Genomic DNA, 21,324 nt, shown 5'->3' on the forward strand with positions numbered 1-21,324 from the left:
CATACAGATCATCTGCATTATTTCGAAAGAATAAAACAATGCATGCCATCTTCGAACTCATAGACAATATCCCAACCGGGATATTGTTTTGTTATAGTCCTGATGATAGAAAGCCCGAGGCCGGTAGAACTGTGGTCTGAACCCTGTTTATAGAAACGGTTGAAAATCTGCGTCTTATCGAGTGGAACTCCGTTTCCGCTGTTTCTGAAGATGAGCCTGTTATTTTCTATGATGATCTCCACCTGTCCTTCCTGGTGATTGTATTTCACTGCATTTTTAAGCAGATTGGAGAGGAGAATATCAGCCAGGTCAGGATTAAAATCTGCTCCAAAAAACCCTTTTTCAAGGATGCTGACACGCACTTTTTTAAATTCAATAAAATCTTCATAGCTTTTTACCAGCTCTGTAATCCGTTCATTAAAATCTACTTTTGAGGTTGTATTGAACTGGCTGTTCTCTATTTTTGAAAGCATCAGCAGAGACTTATTCAGTCCCGACATTCTTCTCAGATCTCCTTTTAATTCAGAAATAAAATTCAGTCCTTTTTTGTCCAGCTCTTCATTCTGGATCTGCAGATCGATTTTATTGATGGCAATAGCCAGCGGCGTCTGAAGTTCGTGGGAAGCGTTTTCAATGAACTGCTTCTGCTGGTGGAAAACAAGCTCGTTACGCTCTATCATTTCCTCTATTTCCACATTAAGCTCTTCAAATTCTCTAATGGAATATTTCTGAGGCTCCTGTGATGAAGATACCCCGAACTGGTATTTTTTAAGTCTGTCTAAAATCGCGTAAAAAGGGCGCATGGCTTTATTCAGGAGATATCCGTTCACTGCCACGATACTGATCACCAGTAAAATATACAGCACAATCAAAGCTGTGGTAAGATCGTAGACCAGTTCGTCCTGCTCCACTGTAGAGGTTCGTATTTCGAGCCGCTGGGGTTTTCCGAACTGATCTCTGAAATCTGTCTCAAGCACCCGGTACGGCTGGTCTTTATCATCATACTCCATATAATACATCTTATTATAGAGCCTGCTTTTGTCTTTGTACTCGGACTCTGCAATGGGTTTGATCTTAAATTCATTAAATCCAAAATCCTTACTGTCCAAAAGCTTGGGATCATGATACACCGCTTTGATGATCTGTATCTTCCGGTCCTTCAAACCATCATCCACATTATCGTAGACTTCATCCAGGATATACGCATAAAAAAGTGCTGCCCAGACTGCAATTATGAGCAGCAGGATAACGATCATGTATTTTATGGTGTAATATTTTAATGAAACTTTCATCAGACAAATTTATAACCTATTCCGTAAACCGCCTGAAAATCGGCTTCTGCGTTCAGTGATTTGAGTTTTTTGCGTAGATTTTTGATTTGTGAATAAATAAAATCCAGACTGTCTGCCTGATCGATATAATCTCCCCAGATCGCTTCGGCCAAGGTAGTTTTCTGCAGCGTTTTTTCCGGATGGATCACAAAATAGTATAAAAGATCATATTCTTTCCTGTTGACCGCCAAATCTTCACCTCCTATTTTTACCGTCCTGTTTTCCGGATCAATACTGATGTTTTTGTAGACGATGGTATTTTCTCCGTCCTGGTTTTTTCTTCTGATCACAGACCGTATTCTCGCCATCAGTTCTGCGAGATGAAAAGGTTTAGCCAGATAATCATCGGCTCCTATTTCCAGACCTGCTACTTTATCATCCACAGAATCTTTCGCAGATAAAATAATGACAGGATCTTTTTTGTGAAGTTTTTTAATTTCCTTCAGCAAATCAATCCCATTTCCGTCCGGAAGCATGATATCGAGGAGAATGCAGTCATACTCATAGGAAATAATTTTTTCCAGACCATCGTTGTAATTCAGGGCATATTCCACAATAAAATGCTCAGCTTCCAGATAAGCCTGTACAGTATCTTTCAGGTCCGGTTCATCTTCTACAATTAATATCTTCATGGCTCCAGTATTAGCTTCTATCAAATATAGGGAATAGAAAGGAAGAAGGAAGCGGGATGATGGAAGTTATTTATGTGCCACCTTCCAGCTCCCGCCAAATCTTCCTTATTCGATCCTTTTAATCATCGATCTTTTTGAAATTTCCTTTGCTGTCGAATTCCAGATCCAAACCATTTGAAAGCTCAGCTTTATAAGACCATCGTTCTTTTTCAATTTTAACAATGTATGTGTTCGGGAAATTTTTAGCGGCATAATTTCTAATGGAAGCCGGAATAAATCCAAAAGGAATTTTCTGGTGTTTTCCATCCACTTCTTTCCAGTTTCCTCTGCTGTCGAATTCTACTTTCATACCATTCGCCAGATACACCTGGTATTCATCTACCCCATAGATTTCACGGTCTTCAATAGCAGATCCTACCGCTATTCCTTTGAAATGGGAAGCAAGGAAAGTCTTTGCCGTTTTAGGTAGCTGGTTAGCCGCAATTGCTTTGTCCTGCGCAAAAATAAAACCGCCGGCCAATGAGAAAACTAAAATAAATGCTCCTGTGATTTTTCTAAAACTTTTCATAATATTAAATTTTTCTGTTTTTATTATGAAGCAAAGTTCAGGATCAATTTAGGAAAGAATTAGGAATGTATTGTTAAAAAAATATAAACCACAAAAGTCACAAAAGATTTTTTTTAGCACTTTAGTTTAATTTAAAGTGTAAATTATTACTGCATAAAAGTACACTTAAGTCTTTTTGAAAATCTAAAATTTTCATTCATTATGCTAAAAATCGGCTCTATCTGCCTGATCCGCGCGAGACATAAAGTAAACCATCAGAATCTGACATGAGGTTAAAAAGTAAGACCATGAATGGAAGCCAAAAGAGAGGGCTGGCGTCAATAACTTCCCTCTTCAGACTTTAAGCTTCCGATCCTAAACTATATTTACAAATATTCCTTGATCTGCAAGAGATGGGTAATGCTTTTCAATCCTTCTTCCTGCCTGTTTTCCTTATACACATCAAAGAAAATTACATCCAGACCATAGTTCTGTGATCCCACGACATCAGCAATCCAGTCGTCACCGATCAGGATACTTTCTTCTTTCTGTGCTTCTGCAATACCCAGAGAATATTCAAAGATTTTCGGGTTGGGTTTTCTTACCCCTACAGAATCTGCACTGGTAATAGTTTTAAAGTATTTATCAATTCCGGAGAGGATGCATTTTCTCTCCGTAACTTCCTGGAAACCGTTGGAAATAACGTGTAATGTATAATGTTTGGATTTCAGATAGTCCAGGATATAGGCAGCGCCTTCCACCAGCTCATTGTGGTTAAGGATCTTATCCAGAAAATGCTCCTCAAAGTATTGAGAGAGTTCTTCATTATCTACTCCAAAGTGTTTGAAGGTATCATAGAAACGGTGTTTTCTCAGATATTCCTTCCCGATAAGCCCATCTCTGATCTTTTCCCAAAGACTTTCGTTAATCTCATGATAGACCGAATGAAAATCTTCAAACGGGATATTGTAATGTAATGTGATTTCCTGCTTTTCAAAAAGATCCTTGATGGTAAGGTAAGCGTTCTTGCGGTGATCCCAGAGCGTATTGTCCAGATCAAAAAAAATGTGCTGAATTTTCATACAGCACAAAATTAGTCAATTTTAATTTTTGGAAACCGGAAAATTCTTGTTTTTGGCTTTCACCATTTCAAGACTTTTGGAGTAATTCAGTAAAAAATCAATTGTTTGTTTCTTAGGTTTCAAAGTTTTCACTTTTAAGGAATCATTTTTTTTCATAGGCTACGTATGTTTTCCTTTAAACGTGAATTTTTCAAAATTATTATCCTAACGTGTCAATACAATATTATTTTCGTCCATGATTTTTCTCAGGTTTATCAGTGCATACCTCACTCTGCCCAGGGTGGTATTGATACTCATATTGGTATGATCTGCAATTTCTTTAAAGCTCAATCCGTCAAAAAATCTTAGTTTTATGACTTCCTGCTGGTTCTGGGGCAGGAACTGAAGCATTCTCAGCAGGTCTTCCTGGATCTGCATCGTCACCAGATGGTCTTCGATATTTTCCGAAGGCTCGCGGATCAGATCAAAAATAGAATACTCGTCTGTCTCAAAAGTAGTTTCCGAAACTTTAACGTTCTTCGATTTCAGTCTGAAATGATCGATAATAAGGTTGTGTGCTATTCTTTTGGCCCAAAGAATGAATTTGCCTTCTTCGTTGTAGCGTCCTTCTTTCAGCATCAGGATAATTTTCATGAATGTATCCTGAAAGACATCATTGGCCAGGTCTTCATCATTAATTTTGTAAAAAATGAATGTAAACAGTTCTCTCTGATGACGATGAATAAGGGCTGATAAGGCTTCTTCGTCTCCTTTCTGGTAAAGGGAAATTAGTAGGCTGTCCGTTTTTGATTTCATAACTCTTCTCAATAATAAAAAATTTGCAGACCAGCAATTCTCCAGATATTTTATCTGGCCCCGGCTGTAAATACAAAACAGTTTTTCAGAGTAAAGTAAAATCGATAGGCGGTACAATTATTATATGGTGTAAATATAATAATTTTTTAATAACTGTTAACCTATTATTAAATTTTTACAACAAAAATTTAAAAAATATCAGTTAAACATATCATGAATAAAGACGGTAGGGATATTTAGTGTTAAATTAACATTTAATCCTTTTAACTCTTTTCCGTTCAAGCGGGCGTCTCCCACCGGAAATGCATAGCCTCCCGTTAGATCCAAAAGCCCGAAAAGTGTAACCCCGATTTTCGGAGCAATATATTTATTGGTTCCTTCTGCTCCTATGAGAAAGTAATAGGAATGGTAAAAGTCCACATTTTTCTCGAAATTCAGCAGTACATCTGCCTGCAGCTTAGGCATAATGGCAAATTTGGATCCGGCAGACCCCATTAATGCAGATCCTCCCAGTCTGTAAATCACATCATCATTCTTCAGGAAAAGCAGCTTACCCCCTACTTCTCCAAAGCTTTGATTCTGGTAGGTGTATCCCACAGTCACCATCTTATGCATCGTATATTGTGATTTAGTCATAATGCCGAGGAAAACAACGGTAAGTATCGTAAGTGCTGATCTAAAATTCATCATCTTTAATTATTTAAGGTGTAAAATTAAAAAAAACTGCCTTATCAAAAGATAAAGCAGTCTATTTATTATTTCTGAAGGGAAATTAAATACCAAAAGCGGCTTTAATTTCGTCTACTTTGTCAAGTTTCTCCCATGTAAAGAACTCAAGTCCTGTAAGGGTAAGTTCGTTTTTCTGACCTTTGTTGAAGGTTTTGTCAGCAATGTAATGTTCTTTACCCATATGCCCGTAAGAAGCCGTTTCAAGATAAATCGGGTTTCTCAGTTTCAGGTTTTGCTCAATAGCATAAGGTCTTAAATCGAAGATTGTAGAAACCTTTTTGGCAATTTCACCATCATTCAGGTCTACTTTTGCAGTTCCGTACGTATTGATATACAAACCACAAGGCTCAGCAACACCAATAGCGTAAGAAACCTGCACCAGAACTTCATCTGCAACTCCTGCAGCCACTAAGTTCTTAGCAATATGTCTTGTTGCATAAGCTGCACTTCTGTCTACTTTTGAAGGGTCTTTTCCGGAGAAAGCACCACCACCGTGGGCTCCTTTTCCACCGTAAGTATCTACAATGATTTTTCTTCCTGTAAGACCTGTATCTCCGTGAGGACCTCCGATTACGAATTTCCCTGTAGGATTGATATGGTATTTGATCTGGTCATTGAACAATGCTTTGATTTCCTCAGTCTGCTGTGCAACAACTCTTGGAACCAGAATGTTTTTGATGTCTTCACGGATTTTGTTCAGCATCTCCTCTTCAGTTCCGAAGTCATCATGCTGTGTAGAAACTACAATAGAATCAATTCTTACCGGTTTGTGATCATCAGAATACTCAATGGTTACCTGGCTTTTTGCATCCGGACGAAGATAACCGATCTGGTTTCCTTCTCTTCTCAATACAGAAAGTTCTTTAAGGATCGTGTGGGCAAGATCCAGAGCCAGAGGCATATAATTAGCTGTTTCGTTGGTTGCATACCCGAACATCATCCCCTGGTCTCCCGCACCCTGTGCATTGGCTTTAGCTTCAAAAGACCCGTCGCTTACCGCTCTGTCTACTCCCTGGTTGATATCCGGAGACTGCTCATGAATTGCAGAAATCACACCACAGGAATCTCCGTTGAACATGTATTCTCCTTTTGTGTATCCAATTCCGTTGATCACCTCTCTTGCAATCGTCTGAACATCCAGATAGGCATCAGATTTCACTTCTCCTGCAAGCACTACCTGCCCTGTTGTTACAAGGGTTTCGCAAGCTACCTTAGAGCTTTTATCGTAAGCTAAGAAATGATCGATAAGTGCATCGGAAATCTGATCGGCAATTTTATCCGGGTGTCCTTCTGAAACGGATTCAGATGTAAATAAGTAAGACATATTATTCTTTGTTTTTTAGATTAAAAAATATGTGAGGAAAAATAAGAATAAATGGCCCGAAAAAAGAATACTGTTTTAGCATTTTTTTAGAGAGGTTGCAATCAGGTCAAATTTTTCCTCGTTTATAAACGTCCGCAAATTTAAGTACTATTTTTTTAATACTCAACAATTTTGCTTATTAATTATAATTTTCTTAGAATTAATGATTTATATCACTTTGCGGCCTTCTTAGTTCACTGAGGTTTTATGCTCACAAACTCCTTTGGATTCGCATGATAATTAAGTTTAAGCTCTAAAGAATTTTTGATGGAATGAGATAATTCATCAATAATCTTCTGCTTAAAGGTAGGCTTGTAATAGATGATGCTGATCTCTCTGTAAGGGAAAGGCTTTTTGAACCTGAAGACATTGTCTTTCTGCTCTTCTGAAAGCTGGCTCAATGCCAGTTCCGGCAAAATACTGATCCCTCCGACCTTATCTACCATATGAACAAGCGTCTGGATATTGGAGGCCAGAAAATCTAAATTCTTAGGCTTTAATGTATTTTCTTTCAGATGACAAATGTTTTCAAACTGGTTTCTCAGACAGTTTCCTTCCTCCAGAAGCCACACTTTTTCCACATTCAGCTCTTCAGGAATGATATAGGAATTCTTTTTATTGGCTTCCGTATTGGAGCTGTAGATCATAAGCTCTTCATTGAAAAGGAAATCCTGGTAAAATTCATCAGCAGAATCATATGGAGTGGAAATAATTCCCGCGTCCAGTTCTCCTGCTTTTAAAGCTTTAACAATATTATCAGTAGTCATTTCCTTCACATTCATCTGGATTTTCGGGTTTTCTTCCAGAAACTTAAAGATTTCCGTAGGTAAGATAAAAGATGAAACGGTAGGGATGATTCCCAGGTTAATTGTTCCGCCCAGAATATTATTCAGGAGATTCGCTTTATTCTTAAGTTCATTGACAGATTCTATAATTACCTTAGCCTGATCAATGATCTGAAGCCCCACATCCGTAGTACGGATCGGGTGTGTAGTCCTGTCGAACACCTTTACATCCAGTTCATCCTCGAATTTCTGTATCATCGCACTTAATGTAGGCTGCGTAATAAAGCATGCCTGAGCTGCTTTACCAAAATGTTTGTACTTATCTACAGCGATAAGATACTCCAGTTGCTGAATGTTCATCTGATTAATATTATCTATTACAAAGATAAAATGTTTTTGCTATTTGTAATCAAAAATTCAAGTAAATTTGATATTTCATACGTCTGTGTAAAACAGCGTACAAGGTAAACCAATAAGACAAATCATAACTATATGGATTCTAAAAAATTAACGCTAAGCAACGGCGCTCCTTACTATGAACATCAGGACTCACAGACTGTAGGGCCCAGAGGACCTGTTCTGCTGCAGGATTTCATTCTTCAGGAAAATCTTGCTCATTTTGTTAGGGAAAGAATTCCTGAAAGAATTGTACACGCCAAAGGAAGTGGTGCCTACGGAACCTTTACGGTAACCCACGACATCACCCAATATACCAAAGCCAAACTATTTTCAAAAGTCGGAAACTCATGCAGAATGTTTGCCCGCTTTTCTACCGTAGGTGGTGAGAAAGGAAGTGCAGATACGGCAAGAGACCCAAGAGGTTTCGCTTTAAAATTTTATACGGAGGACGGAAACTGGGATCTGGTTGGAAATAACACACCGGTATTCTTTATTAAGGATGCCAAGAAATTTCCGGATTTCATCCACACCCAGAAAAGAGTTCCGAAGACCAATTTAAAAAGTGCGACCATGATGTGGGATTTCTGGAGCCACAACCCTGAATCCCTGCACCAGGTCCTTATCTTAATGTCAGACAGGGGAACGCCTCACGGCTACAGGCACATGCACGGGTTTGGTTCTCATACTTTCGCTATGATTAATGATCAGAATGAAAGAGTATGGGTAAAGTTCCATTTTAAAACAAAGCAGGGAATTAAAAATTTCACGGATGCAGAAGCTACGAAAATGGCTGGAGAAAATCCGGATTTCGCTCAGGAAGATCTTTGCAACGCCATTGAAAACGGTGATTTCCCTAAGTGGACGATGTATATCCAGGTGATGACTGAAGAGCAGGCCAAAGATTTCAGATGGAATCCTTTTGATGTAACAAAAGTATGGTTCCAGGGTGATTTTCCATTGATAGAAGTAGGAGAAATGGAGCTGAATGAAGTTCCTGTCAATTATTTTGCGCATGTGGAACAATCTGCATTTTCACCAAGCAGCCTGATCAACGGAATTAGCTTTTCTCCCGATAAAATGCTTCAGGGAAGACTGTTTTCTTATCCGGATGCCCATCGCTACAGGGTAGGCGTCAATGCCCACCAGCTGGAAGTGAACCGATGTCCTTTTGCCGTAAACAATTACCAGAGAGACGGCTTTATGGCAGATTCCAGCAACTACCAGGATAAACCTAATTATTTTCCGAACAGCTTTGATGACATCAAGCCGGACTTATCTTATAAAAGCTATGAGTATGAGCTGGACAGCGCCCACGTAGCAAGCTACAACAGGAATGAAAACGATGATGACCATTACACCCAACCCGGATTGCTGTATACAAAAGCTATGTCCGCTGAAGACAGAGAACACCTGATCAGCAACATCGTGGGAAGTATGAAAGGAATTAACGGACCAAAAAAAGATGAGATCATCAACCGCCAGTTATGTCACTTTTTCAGGACTAATATAGAACTTGGCATGAAAGTGGCATCTCAGCTAAATATCAATATTGATGCAAATATGATGAACCACTCAAAATAGGATTTTGAAGGATTCATTACTTAAAAGGAAAAAAAACTAATATTTTTTCCTTTTTTTTGTAAAAAATTCATAATTTGCAAAAAATAATATTTTATAGTGGAATAATGAGTTACGAAAATATATTATTAGAGAAAGAAGACAGGTTAGCTGTCATCACCATAAACAGACCACAGAGCTTAAATGCTCTTAATGCAAAAACGATTCAGGAAATCAGTTCAGCAATAGATGAGCTAAATTCGGATGCATCCTGCAGAGTAATCATTCTTACAGGAAGCGGCGAAAAATCATTTGTAGCAGGAGCTGACATCAAAGAATTCAGTGATTTTGGACAGGAAAAAGCCGAAGAACTGGCCAGAAACGGGCAAAATACCCTGTTCAACAAAATTGAAAATACAACTAAACCTGTCATTGCAGCCGTTAATGGATTTGCATTGGGCGGAGGTTTAGAGCTTGCCATGGCGTGTCATATCAGATATGCATCAGAGAATGCAAAACTGGGACTTCCTGAGGTAACCCTTGGATTAATTCCGGGTTACGGAGGAACACAGAGACTTCCTAAACTGGTAGGAAAAGGCATCGCCAACGAAATGATCTTCTCAGCCAAAATGATCCCCGCACAGAGAGCAAAGGAAATAGGATTGGTGAATGAAGTATACCCTATTGAAGAATTATTAACCAAAACAAAAGAATTAGCGAGTATTATAGCCGGCAACTCACCAATGGCTATATCAAAGGCCATACAGGCCGTGAACTTGTCTGACACAGATAAAGGTTTTGAATCTGAAATCAAATATTTCGGGGAGCTTTTTGACATGGCAGACAAGCAAGAAGGAGTTACAGCTTTTATAGAGAAAAGAAAGCCGAACTTCTAGATTTTTAATCCAAATTATTTCGAAAAAAACTAATGCTGCGGTATGAATAAGTTTGATAAAGCTTATCTTAAAATGGCTCAGGAGTGGGCAAAACTATCCTACTGTAAGAGAAAACAGGTAGGAGCTCTTATCGTAAAAGATAGGATGATTATTTCAGATGGTTACAACGGAACACCTTCGGGGTTTGAAAACTGCTGTGAAGATGAAGAGGGAAAAACACACTGGTATGTACTTCATGCGGAAGCCAATGCGATATTAAAGCTGGCCGCTTCCACTCAGTCTGCAAAAGGCGCAACGTTATATTTAACGCTGTCGCCTTGCAAAGAATGCAGTAAACTGATTCTGCAGGCAGGAATTACAAGACTTGTGTATATTAATGAGTATTCAGACGATGACGGCATCTCGTTCCTGAGAAACCATAATATTGAAATAGAACAAATATCGGACTGTGAACTAAAAAAATAAGCACAAATGACTTGGGATGAAAAGATCAAAGATTTTGAAATATTTCTTCGTTTCGAAAGAAATTTTTCAGAAAACACTCTCGATGCCTATATTCGAGACATCAAAAAATTAAAAGATTATGCCATAGTGGATCTGGAAAACGTCGGTCCGGATGCTATAGGCTACGAAAACTTACAGGAATATATCTTCAATCTTTCCAAACAGAAGTTCAGCGAAAGATCACAGGCAAGATGGATTTCTTCCATAAAGGCTTTCTTCAAGTTTCTGCTTGAGGACGAGTACAGGGAAGATAACCCTGCGTCCCTGCTTGAAGGCCCAAAACTGGGATTATATCTTCCTGACACCTTGAGCCTGCCTGATATCAATAAGATCATTGCAGCCATTGAGGCCGATTCTGACCTCGGAAAGAGAAATCACTGTATCATTGAAGTTCTATACGGATGCGGATTACGTGTCTCCGAACTTATCGATCTGAAAATTTCGAACATTAATTTCAAAGAGCAGTACATCAAAGTACACGGAAAAGGAAACAAAACACGTTTTGTTCCCCTGGCTGACTATACTGCAGAACTTTTGGAAACATACATTAAGGAAGTTCGTTCGAACAGTAAGATCAATAAAAAATATGAGGATACGCTGTTTCTTAACAGCCGTGGAACATCAATGTCCAGGGTGATCGTATTTCTGATCATCAAGGAACTTACAGACAAGGCAGGAGTAAGCAAAAAAATCTCACCACACACTTTCAGACATTCTTTTGCGACCCACCTTTTACAGAATGGTGCAGACCTTCGCTATATCCAGGAAATGCTGGGACATTCCAGTATCACCACTACGGAGATCTATACCCATCTGAAGACAGAAGAACTTCGGGATGTAATCCTGAGCTATCACCCGAGAAATATTAATGTTACTCAGTGAGCTTAGTTCTATCTGGTCTCTAAGAAACTAATTGTAGACACATGAAATTATTGAAATACTGCCCAAGCTGCGGCAAAGAAACCCTTCACTGGGATAATGAAAAGAAATGGAGCTGCCCTGAGTGCGGATTTACGCTCTATAACAATGTAGCAGGCGCTGTAGCTGTCGTGATCCGATATGGTGATGAAATTTATCTTACCCGAAGAAACCGGGATCCTAAAAAAGGAAAACTGGATCTGGCAGGAGGTTTTGTAGACCCAAAGGAAACCGCTGAAGAAACCTGCAAAAGAGAGCTTTTTGAAGAACTTCAGCTTGATGTGGATATTTCAAATTTAAAGTATGTGACCAGCCTTCCGAACATCTATCAGTATAAAGAGATTGATTACAACACCATCGATCTTTTTTATGAGTATCGTGTTCAGGAAAAATTTGAGGTGAATCTTGAGCTTTCTGAAATATCAGAGGCAGTCTGGATTCCTTTGAATGAATTAAAGCTGGATGATATTGCTTTTGATTCTCAGAAAAGATTTTTTGAGGACTATATAAAGAAATAATTTTTGTACCCTATACTCCCGTGGATTTTGCAGAACAGCAGATAATTGTATTCACAATCTGTTTGATCTGCAAAATCTGCGAGAGTTTTTTATAACGGAAAGAAGAATTTAGTACGTTCCTGATTTCAGCATTTCTTCGAAATAATGCACCAGCAGAGTTCTTTCTGCTTCAGATAAATTAGCATCTTTGTGGTAAACAATATAGCCGGGCATCGGCATGGTTTTGCTTTGAATGGTCTGAATGGACTTCTTCAGCATATTTTCTTTAAGTTCCTTATTGTAAGTTCCCCAGACAGAAAAATTGAGATGTTCCCGTCCTTCGTTGATGTGGCTTTTTACAGACCAGGAAATGGGTGCAAAATAAGCATACTGAGGATAAACGGTCTCATTGGAATGGCAGTCGTAGCAGGCTCCTTTTATAAGTCCGCTGATCTTTTCCGGTGTCTTTTTAACATCGATGAAGTTGACTGCTTTATCCACAGGTTTATTCACTCTGTCAACCGGAATAAACTGGATCAGCGCAAAAGCCACCAGCGTCCAGAATACCACTTTTTTTACCGTCTTCATAGTTTTTATCTTACCGGCGTCAGTACTGCTTTCCCGGAATCTGACTTGAGCTCTTTTTTTACATCCTCCTGAACAGTTGTTTTCGGAGTTTCTTCTGCAGGAGCCGGTACTTCAGGCTTTGGAGCCGTTCCTTTAGGATTATCAAGTGTTCGGGTATCTTTCAGGTCCCAGTCTTCTTTGGTCTCCCATAAAGCCCTTACAATTGCTTTTTTGTAAAAGACATAGGAATCTTCGGCATAGGTTTCCGTTTCAAAATCAGCGACGTCCCAGAATTTATTTCCGTTATTGTCTACCAGAATTCTTACTACATATTCTGCAGGTTTAAGGATGTCGAATTTCACCGCATTTCCTTTGGTGTATCTTGAATAGACCACTTTATCCGAACCATCCAGAAGCTGGATCCAATAGCTGGCTTCCGGTGCATTCTGAATATTAAATGCCAGACTTCCGAACTGATCTACTTTTTCCACTTCAAAATCGAAACGTTTCGACTGGAAATTTTTAGCGTAATAAGACGATACCGTTTCTTTCGGAACCGTAAGCTGATATTTTTTGCCTGCTACAAAATCTGACTGAATGATGATCTGATACGGATCGGTCTCCGAAATTTTTGCAGTAAATTCCTGCGTGGTTAAACTGTCACTTTTCAGCGTCAATTTTTCAGGATTGAGTTTATCAATGATATATCCTGATCTGATCTTAAAATCTGAATTCGGGGCCAGCGCCGGACCGCCGTTATCATTTTCAAGATCCATTGCATTTTTCTTGTTATACTTGTAGAATACAGACACGGTATCCTGTTTGCTGCCGGTATCATAGCTGAACTTAAGGTTCTCGGTAACAGTCTGTCCTACATCACTTTTTACCGGATCAAACCAGATTCTTACTGTGTCAGACTTCGGCTTATGGGTTACTTTGATATCCTGAAGTTTGTCATTAACAGAAGCCACTTTAACGCTTTCCGGGTTTCCTTCAAACGTCATGACGATCCCTCCGGGACTTTCCTTCATTTCTCCATATTTCAGAGGTTTTTTAGAAGGATATACTTTTAAATTCAATCCTGAAACAGATTTTTCAAAATCGATTGGCTCTTTCTGGAATCCTATTTTTTCTTTACCGGGCTCATATACAGAATTGCCGTTTTCATCTTCAAAAGCAATAATCTTATATTTTCCGGGAGTCAGGTAATTCAGCTCATAATAGCCGTCCTCATCCACTTTTGTGATATAGTAAGGTTTTTGTTTATAATTGATGGTATCTTTCACCTGATAAAGCCCTACCACCAGCTTATTCTCACCTTCTTTCTTTTTAATAGCCGATGCGTCTGATATCTCACCACTGATGTAAAGATCATCCAGCTTCTCCCCGGTGGAAAAAGCAAAGTTGAAATAGCGGAGGATATTGGTCTCATTATTATCTGCAATAGAATTTCCAAAATTGAAATTATACGTGGTATTCGCCTGAAGGGTATCTTCCCACTGAATGATCACATATTTATTGGCAATATTGGAAGGAAGAATCCGCTTTATATTTTTGATAGGGGGAGAAATGATCAGGTTTTTATTGATATCCTTTAGTGTGACATATTCATCAAAATCAAGCCTGAGCTCACCAATATCCCTTTTCACATTGACCCTTGTGGTATCAATATTTGAACTTAAAAACTTAGGTGCTATGGTATCTTTAGGTCCCCCGACAGGAGCTCCTACCCTCGCACACGAATGTACAAGAAAACAGATCACGAATAATAGAAGAAGTCTTTTCATAGATGTTTAAGCAAAATTAAACATTATTCTCCAAAAACTTCATGTCCGGCATTCAAAGTATCTTTATTGTCATTCATTACACTGTGCAGTTTATCTTTCTGGGCAGGAAAATCTTCGAACAATCCGGATAATGCAAGCGCTGTGTACACCTTTCCGGAATATTTATTTCCTATGGCTACAATGGTTACTTTTGACTTCAGAAGATGGGCAAATACAGAGTTTGTTCCATGCCACCATCCGTTGTGATAGGTAAGCTTCTCTCCATTATCAAAGATCTTCATCCTGAAACCAAGGCCATAATTGTTCATTCCTGCCTTTTCGTTGCTATATGGGGTGAAGACCATCTGCATCAGATCCGGCTTCAGGAAATCTTTCGAGAACATGGCTTTCGAGAAGTTGTAAAGGTCTCTCGGCGTTGTATATACATTTTTATCCCCGTAAATCAGATCAAGCCTGTCCAGAGGATAAAGCCTGTTTCCTCCGTAATAAAAAGACTGTGCCGCGGTAGGAATATCTTTCTCCTCGAAAATATAGCTGTGCTCCATTTTCAGAGGCTGAAACACCATTTCTTTCATAGCCTGAGGAAAAGGTGTTTTGGTGATTTTCTCAATCAGCAAGGCCAGCATCGCAAAATTCGTATTACAGTACATAAAGCCGGTGTCCGTATCTCTCGCGAGGTCCGGTTTATATTTGATGATCATATTCAGGACATCCTGATTGGTGATAAAAGGTTTTGAAAGTTCAGCCGGAGCCGGTTGTATCTTGGTAATAAAGTATTCGTATTTCGGAAGTCCGCTTCGCTGATCCAGAAGGGTTTGTACGGTAACATTCGGGTAAGGAAAACCAGGAAAATATTGAGTAAGAGGATCGGAAAGCTTAATTTTTCCGGCTTCCACCAGTTTCAGCATAGCCATAGCGGTCAGCGTCTTTGAAACCGAAGCTACATGCAACGGTGTATTTTTATCAATAGGCATTTGGTTTCCTTCCCGCCCAAAGCCTCTGTAGTTTTCGTACAGGATTTCGTCTCCTTTTGCTACGAGTATTCCGCCACTCAGGTCTCCGCCTTCCCAGATCTTTTTATAATACTGATCTATGTACCCTGTCAGTATTCCTTTATCACCAAGCTCGCTGTCGGCCTTGGTAAAAACACCGTCCAGGTCTACGTTTCCATAGTTCGGAAGGTTGGTTGTATTTTCAGCTGAAGCCTTTTTGGAATCAGCCTCTTTTTTACAGGAAATAAGGGATAAAAAAACACTTACAATAAGTACAAAGTTACGCGTCGTCATGAGTATCAAAAAATGAGCAGCAATTTAATAAAACTCAAAATAAATTCTCAATCTGCGGGGTATATTATGAATTATTTAACATAAGAGTGGTGGGAGGTGAAAGGGCAAAATGGCTAAACTGCAAAATGGCGAAAGGGCGAAGGAAGCGAATATGGCAAAGAAAGCTAATAAGCAAATTTGCAAATCAGCGATTTTGCCCTTTTGCAGTTTCGCCGTTTTGCCTCCTCGGCTTTCTTCGCTTAGCAATACGAAGCTACTATCTTATCAACAATCACCTGTGCCAGTTTTTCCTTACTTTGATGGGTCCAGCCGGCGATGTGTGGAGTTACAATTGCTTTTTCGGAGTCGAGAAGGTATTGAAGGTCTTCATTTTCTGTTTCCAGATTTTCGAAAGATGATTTTTCATATTCGAGCACATCAAGACACACGCCTTTTACTTTTCCAGCCCTTAAAGCCTGAACTAAATATTTAGTTTCCACATTTTTTCCTCTTGCCGTATTGACGAAATAGAAATCTTTTTTCATCTCTGAAATAAATTTTTCATCTACAAGATAATGGGTTTCAGAGGTTAGCGGAATATGAAGACTTATAATATCAGCAGATGCTTTTAACTCTTCCAAACTTACCTGTGAGGCAAACTCATCGGAAAGTCCGGGAAGGATATCATGAAAGATCACTTTGCAGCCAAAGCCTGAAAATCTTTTGGCGGTGGCTTTTCCCATATTTCCGTACCCGATAAGTCCCACGGTTTTTCCAAGCAATTCATCGCCTCTGTTTTCTTCACGAAGCCAGATTCCATTTTTCACTTCCTGGGAAGCAATGAAAAGACGATTCATAAGAATCAGCAACATGCCTACAACATGTTCTGCTACAGAATCCCTGTTGCCTTCCGGAGAATTGATCAGTTGAATCCCCAATCGCTCAGCAGCAGGAATATCAATATTTTCCATGCCTGCTCCTACTCTGGCGATAAATTTCAGGTTTTTCCCTTTTTCAAGGAAATTTTTATCCAGGGGAATCCTGCTTCTGATGATGATTCCCTCATAATTTTCAATTTTATGGCAGACCTCATCGTAGGACGAGGTAAAATCCTCTTCCAGGACAAAGTTTTTAGCTAAAAGCTGTTCTGTGATCAGAGGATGGTTTTTATCTAAAAGGAGAATCTTCATAGCTTAAACACAAATTGCACTAATTATTTTTCACAAATGACACCAATTAAAGGGTCATAAAGTACCATTAATAACTCTTTTTACTCCATTCTTAAACTGAAGTGTATTAAAATTGATCAGCATTCCAAGCTTACAATTGCTTAAACGGAGATAGGTCAGAATCTGAGCCAAATGTATATCATTTAAAGATTCAACAGATTTAATTTCCAAAATAAATTTATTTTCAATTAAAAAATCCAGCCTATACCCCACATTCAGTTTTATTTCATCATAAATCAAAGGCATTGGCTTTTGCTTTTCTACAAAAAGATTATGCTTATTCAGTTCATAGAACAAGCATTCTTCATAAGCACTCTCCAGAAGCCCGGGACCTAAAGTTTTATGAACAAGATATCCTGCTTCGTAGACAATCCTTGATATATCATTTTCCGAAATATCTGAACTTATCATTTTTTTCATTTACACGGTACAAATCATTTGTGAAAATTTGTGCCATTATTTGTGATATTTGTGTTTAAGTATTTCGCAGGGGCGCTAACGCTTAGCACACCAAAGAACTTAATTTATTTCTTATCCTTCTTTGATTCCTTTGTTTCTTCCGGCTCCTGGAATAATTTTTTAAGCTCTACAGATTCCAGGGGTTTCATTCTTCCGGAAAGGATCAGGGAAAGTTCTTTTCTTCTGAATGCTGCAGCATGTCTCAGTTTTTCTTCTTCTGTTTCCGGGATCATTTCCGGGATTGGAATAGGACGGTTGAATTCATCTACCGCTACAAAAGTGTAAATCCCTTCGTTGGTATGAATTTTCTTCTGATTGATTGGGTCATCCAACCAAACGTCCACATACACTTCCATGGAAGTGGAGAATGCTCTTGAAACTTTAGATTCCAGAACCACAACACCACCTTCAGGAATTGGATGGTTAAAAGAAACGTGATTTACAGAAGCTGTTACTACTCTTCTTTCACAATGTCTGGCTGCAGAAATAGACGCGCAACGGTCCATTTTTGCCAGAAGCTCACCTCCGAAAAGGTTTCTTAAAGAATTGGTTTCGTTCGGAAGAACAATATTCGTCATGATAGTCAGGGATTCTGACGCTTTTTTTATTTTTGCCATTATTAAGTCTTAGTGTTGTTTTGAGGCTGCCGGGGCCGGCTTTACGGCTTTCACAGCCGGTTTTGATAATGAATCCTTTTTCAAAGAATCTGAAACGACTGCTTTCGGATTTGGGATATTTGGCTTTGCTGTATCTTTTACGATTCTGTGGGTTGATGTCTGAACAGAAACTTTGTCAAAGGATTTTTTCCCGAATAGCAGTTCTTGCTGGGTAAATGCCAGATACAGAATTCCCAGCACCGGAATTACAAGCAGGAAGATCCAGAGAATGGATTTTTTGAATTTGTAATCTTTTTCCCTGTTCTCTGCAATGCTTATTTTTTCTCCGTTATTGATATCCGAAATTCTGATTTCTTCCAGACCATAAAAATCCGGATGTCCTGATCCTATTCTTTTCCCTTTGAAACGGGTTTGATCGTTTTCTATACTGATAGTCCCAAGATTCTGAATGTCCAGAAACTGATCTGCCTGAAGTTTTTTCTTCCAAAAATCCGTCTGGATTTTCAGATCACTTTTTGAGGCATCCAGAGACATTTGTTTTTCTCCGGCTATAAAAGCGGCCAGTTCTTCCGACTGCATCTCATAATCTACCGCAAAAACAATCTCGCTTGCAGGAGGAAGGATGCTTCCGTTCTCAGAATTGATAATTGCCTTGGAGTTTTTAAGAGAAAATACACCGAATCCCGGAACTTCCACAGTTCCAAATTGTTTCAGATATTCTAAAATGTAAGCTGAAATATTCATTTGGCAGCAAATTTATAATTTTTTCGTGACTTTTTGAAGACATTTATCGGATATAAAAAAAGACTGCCGAAACAGTCTTTTGATGATTCCGTATTAAAACGGGAATAGTTTCATTTAATTTTTGGCGAAAAGGCAAAATAGCGAAAAGGCTAAAGGGCTAATTTGCGATTTTGCCGTTTTGCCTTTTTGCCATATTAACATTATTGAATCTTCCAGCTGATCCCAAACATGAAATTGGTTCCTGCCTGTGCAAAATAATAAGGATCTCCACTGTAAACCGCTCCGTTGTTAACATACTTTTTATTGAACAGATTATTCACCAGTAATTTCAGCGCAATATCATTACGGGCAATGGTAAATTGGTACTGGGCATTAAAATCTGTCAGGAAATAATCTTTAAGTTCAAGATTTTTATCTCCCGTATTATCCAGATACTGTTTTCCAACGTATTGATTCATTAAAGCGAACTGGAAGCTTTTGGAAGGGTTGAACTTTAATCCAAGATTGGCAATGATATTAGGAGAAAATGAAATATCGGTATCGCCAAGATTCTGAAGCATTCCTTTACTCTTAATATTAAAATCGAGGTTTCTGTTCTGGCTGAGGCTGACATTTCCGTTCACTTCCCATTGTTTGGAAAGCTTGGCCAATGCACCAATCTCAACTCCTCTTCTGTAGCTCTTCCCTGAATTCGTTCTGATAAACGCACCTACATTATTCAACTCTCCGTTTAATACGAGCTGATTAACATAGTACATATAATATAGATTAGCCGTAACGGATAAAATCCCAAACTGCTTTTCAATTCCTGCTTCAAAATCGTGAAGCTTTTCGGCTTTCACTTCATTATCACTCATCAGGTCATCCCTGTTCGGTTCACGCTGGGCATGGGCATACGACAGGAAAACCTTCCCGTTTCCTATTTTGTAATTCACTCCGGCTTTCGGATTAAAGAAAAGCCAGTTTTTATCCAGATTTCCACCTTCTCCATCTCCGGCAGTCAGGATTTTGGTATCATAGTCAATATTTCTGAGCTGAAGATCCCCGAAGAACTCAAAATGATCTCCCATTCTCCATAAAGCCTTCGCAAAACCGGCTAACTCTGTTTTTACTGAACGGTTCCTGTAGTATTCAAATTCATTGATCTGCGGAAAATAAACTCCCGTAACATTTCCGAAGTGTCTGCCATAGTATTGGTTTGCAACCACCCCAAAATTAAGATCTACATTCTCAAGCTTTCCGTAAAGTGTGGAAACAGCCCCGTAAAAATCATTATCCAGCCATTTTTTTCTTATAAAATCTGAGATTTCTACCGGAGCACCGTTAACGATAGGGACAGGTAAATTATAATTGGAATAATGGATAGCCTCCACATCAGTCTCATCCACCCTGGTGTAGTTTTCGTAATATCCTCTTCCTTTGGTATAATGAAGTGTTGTTTCCAGATTCCAGTTATCATTGAATTTCTGCTCCCACAAAAGCTGGTAATGGTTCTGTCTGTAATTGTCCGTTTCATTATCATAAAACTTTTCTTCTCCCGTAAACAGATCCGTATACTGTCCTGAATAGTTGAATTTCGGATTGGTTTCCCACGTTGGCCTGTCAATTCCGTTCCACGCCTGATAAGTTTTTTCTTTTCCTCCGAACGCCATCAGACGAAGCCTTGTCTTACCTTCTTCAAATAATGCGGTGAAGTTATAGGAATGCAGATTGGAAGAAGCCCTGTCTATATATCCGTCTGAATGGATACGGGTATACCTTCCCATCACAGAAAGCCTGTTTTTCCAGAATTTCCCTGAGCCCGCTTCCGCTGAATATTTATAGGTATTGAATGAACCGTAGCTGTCATCCGTCTTAAAATACATTTTCTCATCCGGTTCTTTTGAGATCACATTGATACTCGCTCCAAAAGCGGAAACCCCGTTGTTGGAAGTTCCAACTCCCCTTTGGATCACAATCTGGGAGGCCGAACTTGTAAGATCCGGAACATTCACAAAGAATGTCCCCTGGCTTTCAGAATCATTGTAGGGAACGCCGTTCATCATGACATTGATTCCTCTTCCGGCCACCCCACGGATTCTAAACCCGGTATATCCAACCCCGTTTCCGGCATCAGAAGTAGAGATAATAGAAGTTTGATTTTTCAAAAGAATCGGAAGATCCTGACCCAGATTTCTGCTGTCTACATCTTTCTGAACGTTGATGATTTCTTTAGCAACAGGAAGCCGCTTAGTAAAACTGACCGTTTCTATTTCCCTGATCTTAAGGGAATCCTTATTTTGCGCCTGGATAAAGGCTGCAGAGCCTACAGTAAGCCCTAAAAAAAATAATCCTTTCATTCTATAAATCTTTAAAATTTAATGAATAAAAGGGGCAGATTAATAATGTAACAATTGTTTAATTTAACAGTCTAGCAATAAGAATTGTTATATTGTTACACTGATCTACTGGTACATTTTTAAATTCCCTAAACAGCATTATCTGTTCCAGGTTCATTGGGTATAATCTCAGCCTGTTAAAGCACCCCTTTATTTCAGCCGCGAAATTACAAAAAAATTACGAGATACGAATCTGGTTCCGGGTTGCTAAATTTGGGCGTATATTTTTGGTTGCCGGTTTAC

General features: G+C 39.0%; 22 protein-coding genes. 5 read left to right on the forward strand and 17 right to left on the reverse strand.

All coding sequences use genetic code 11. The annotated features are described in order from the left end of the window. Positions 1 to 17 precede the first annotated feature (17 nt). From B7E04_RS01855 to B7E04_RS01890, 9 genes are all read right to left on the reverse strand, one after another. Entirely contained in the window at positions 18 to 1,292 is a 1,275-nt protein-coding gene (locus B7E04_RS01855; RefSeq protein WP_080777043.1) for a sensor histidine kinase, read from the reverse strand. Beyond that, the gene (locus B7E04_RS01860; protein ID WP_080777044.1) at positions 1,292 to 1,963 is read right to left on the reverse strand and encodes a response regulator transcription factor; all 672 of its coding nucleotides are present in this window, start codon (positions 1,961 to 1,963) and stop codon (positions 1,292 to 1,294) included. Before B7E04_RS01860 ends, B7E04_RS01855 begins: the two co-directional genes overlap by 1 nt. 118 nt (positions 1,964 to 2,081) lie before the next feature. Beyond that, on the reverse strand, positions 2,082 to 2,531 hold the full coding sequence (locus B7E04_RS01865) for a PepSY-like domain-containing protein (protein ID WP_080777046.1): 450 nt from the start codon (positions 2,529 to 2,531) through the stop codon (positions 2,082 to 2,084). Positions 2,532 to 2,896: 365 nt separating this feature from the next. After that, positions 2,897 to 3,592, reverse strand: coding sequence for a YjjG family noncanonical pyrimidine nucleotidase (locus B7E04_RS01870; RefSeq protein WP_080777048.1), 696 nt, complete (start codon positions 3,590 to 3,592; stop codon positions 2,897 to 2,899). A 21-nt stretch (positions 3,593 to 3,613) separates the two neighbouring features. Then, positions 3,614 to 3,748: a hypothetical protein gene (locus B7E04_RS22515; RefSeq protein WP_262484639.1), complete on the reverse strand. Its 135-nt coding sequence runs from the start codon at positions 3,746 to 3,748 to the stop codon at positions 3,614 to 3,616. A 48-nt stretch (positions 3,749 to 3,796) separates the two neighbouring features. Further along, positions 3,797 to 4,387: an RNA polymerase sigma factor gene (locus tag B7E04_RS01875; RefSeq protein ID WP_062654084.1), complete on the reverse strand. Its 591-nt coding sequence runs from the start codon at positions 4,385 to 4,387 to the stop codon at positions 3,797 to 3,799. 198 nt (positions 4,388 to 4,585) lie between these two features. After that, a complete protein-coding gene (locus B7E04_RS01880) occupies positions 4,586 to 5,077 on the reverse strand; it encodes a hypothetical protein (RefSeq protein ID WP_080777050.1) in 492 nt (163 codons plus the stop codon). A gap of 82 nt (positions 5,078 to 5,159) precedes the next feature. Then, entirely contained in the window at positions 5,160 to 6,440 is a 1,281-nt protein-coding gene (metK, locus tag B7E04_RS01885; protein ID WP_080777052.1) for a methionine adenosyltransferase, read from the reverse strand. Positions 6,441 to 6,673: 233 nt separating this feature from the next. Next, entirely contained in the window at positions 6,674 to 7,624 is a 951-nt protein-coding gene (locus B7E04_RS01890) for a LysR substrate-binding domain-containing protein (RefSeq protein WP_062654091.1), read from the reverse strand. 132 nt (positions 7,625 to 7,756) lie between these two features. On the opposite strand from B7E04_RS01890, the gene B7E04_RS01895 reads away from it, so the two are divergent. From B7E04_RS01895 to B7E04_RS01915, 5 genes are all read left to right on the forward strand, one after another. After that, entirely contained in the window at positions 7,757 to 9,244 is a 1,488-nt protein-coding gene (locus B7E04_RS01895; protein WP_080777054.1) for a catalase, read from the forward strand. Between the two features lie 104 nt (positions 9,245 to 9,348). Then, positions 9,349 to 10,116: an enoyl-CoA hydratase-related protein gene (locus B7E04_RS01900; protein ID WP_080777056.1), complete on the forward strand. Its 768-nt coding sequence runs from the start codon at positions 9,349 to 9,351 to the stop codon at positions 10,114 to 10,116. Between the two features lie 42 nt (positions 10,117 to 10,158). Next, positions 10,159 to 10,581, forward strand: a complete 423-nt coding sequence (locus tag B7E04_RS01905) for a deoxycytidylate deaminase (protein WP_002983800.1) — start codon at positions 10,159 to 10,161, stop codon at positions 10,579 to 10,581. 6 nt (positions 10,582 to 10,587) lie between these two features. Next, the gene (gene xerD / locus B7E04_RS01910; RefSeq protein ID WP_080777058.1) at positions 10,588 to 11,502 is read left to right on the forward strand and encodes a site-specific tyrosine recombinase XerD; all 915 of its coding nucleotides are present in this window, start codon (positions 10,588 to 10,590) and stop codon (positions 11,500 to 11,502) included. A gap of 41 nt (positions 11,503 to 11,543) precedes the next feature. Beyond that, on the forward strand, positions 11,544 to 12,056 hold the full coding sequence (locus B7E04_RS01915; protein WP_080777059.1) for an NUDIX hydrolase: 513 nt from the start codon (positions 11,544 to 11,546) through the stop codon (positions 12,054 to 12,056). A gap of 108 nt (positions 12,057 to 12,164) precedes the next feature. On the opposite strand, the gene B7E04_RS01920 is transcribed toward B7E04_RS01915, so the two are convergent. From B7E04_RS01920 to B7E04_RS01955, 8 genes are all read right to left on the reverse strand, one after another. Then, positions 12,165 to 12,623, reverse strand: coding sequence for a heme-binding domain-containing protein (locus B7E04_RS01920; RefSeq protein ID WP_080777061.1), 459 nt, complete (start codon positions 12,621 to 12,623; stop codon positions 12,165 to 12,167). Between the two features lie 5 nt (positions 12,624 to 12,628). Then, entirely contained in the window at positions 12,629 to 14,389 is a 1,761-nt protein-coding gene (locus tag B7E04_RS01925; RefSeq protein WP_080777063.1) for an Ig-like domain-containing domain, read from the reverse strand. A 23-nt stretch (positions 14,390 to 14,412) separates the two neighbouring features. Then, positions 14,413 to 15,675, reverse strand: coding sequence for a serine hydrolase domain-containing protein (locus B7E04_RS01930; protein ID WP_080777065.1), 1,263 nt, complete (start codon positions 15,673 to 15,675; stop codon positions 14,413 to 14,415). Positions 15,676 to 15,914: 239 nt separating this feature from the next. Then, positions 15,915 to 16,844: a 2-hydroxyacid dehydrogenase gene (locus tag B7E04_RS01935; RefSeq protein ID WP_080777067.1), complete on the reverse strand. Its 930-nt coding sequence runs from the start codon at positions 16,842 to 16,844 to the stop codon at positions 15,915 to 15,917. Between the two features lie 54 nt (positions 16,845 to 16,898). After that, positions 16,899 to 17,294 carry a GxxExxY protein gene (locus B7E04_RS01940; protein ID WP_228439785.1) on the reverse strand — a complete coding sequence of 132 codons (396 nt, stop codon included), beginning with the start codon at positions 17,292 to 17,294 and terminating at the stop codon, positions 16,899 to 16,901. A gap of 113 nt (positions 17,295 to 17,407) precedes the next feature. Continuing rightward, the gene (locus tag B7E04_RS01945; protein ID WP_080777069.1) at positions 17,408 to 17,959 is read right to left on the reverse strand and encodes an acyl-CoA thioesterase; all 552 of its coding nucleotides are present in this window, start codon (positions 17,957 to 17,959) and stop codon (positions 17,408 to 17,410) included. 9 nt (positions 17,960 to 17,968) lie between these two features. Continuing rightward, a complete protein-coding gene (locus B7E04_RS01950; protein WP_080777071.1) occupies positions 17,969 to 18,703 on the reverse strand; it encodes a hypothetical protein in 735 nt (244 codons plus the stop codon). Between the two features lie 200 nt (positions 18,704 to 18,903). Next, the gene (locus B7E04_RS01955) at positions 18,904 to 21,042 is read right to left on the reverse strand and encodes a TonB-dependent receptor (protein WP_080777073.1); all 2,139 of its coding nucleotides are present in this window, start codon (positions 21,040 to 21,042) and stop codon (positions 18,904 to 18,906) included. Positions 21,043 to 21,324: the final 282 nt, after the last annotated feature.

Origin of the sequence: Chryseobacterium phocaeense, assembly GCF_900169075.1 — a bacterium.
Lineage (GTDB): Bacteria > Bacteroidota > Bacteroidia > Flavobacteriales > Weeksellaceae > Chryseobacterium > Chryseobacterium phocaeense.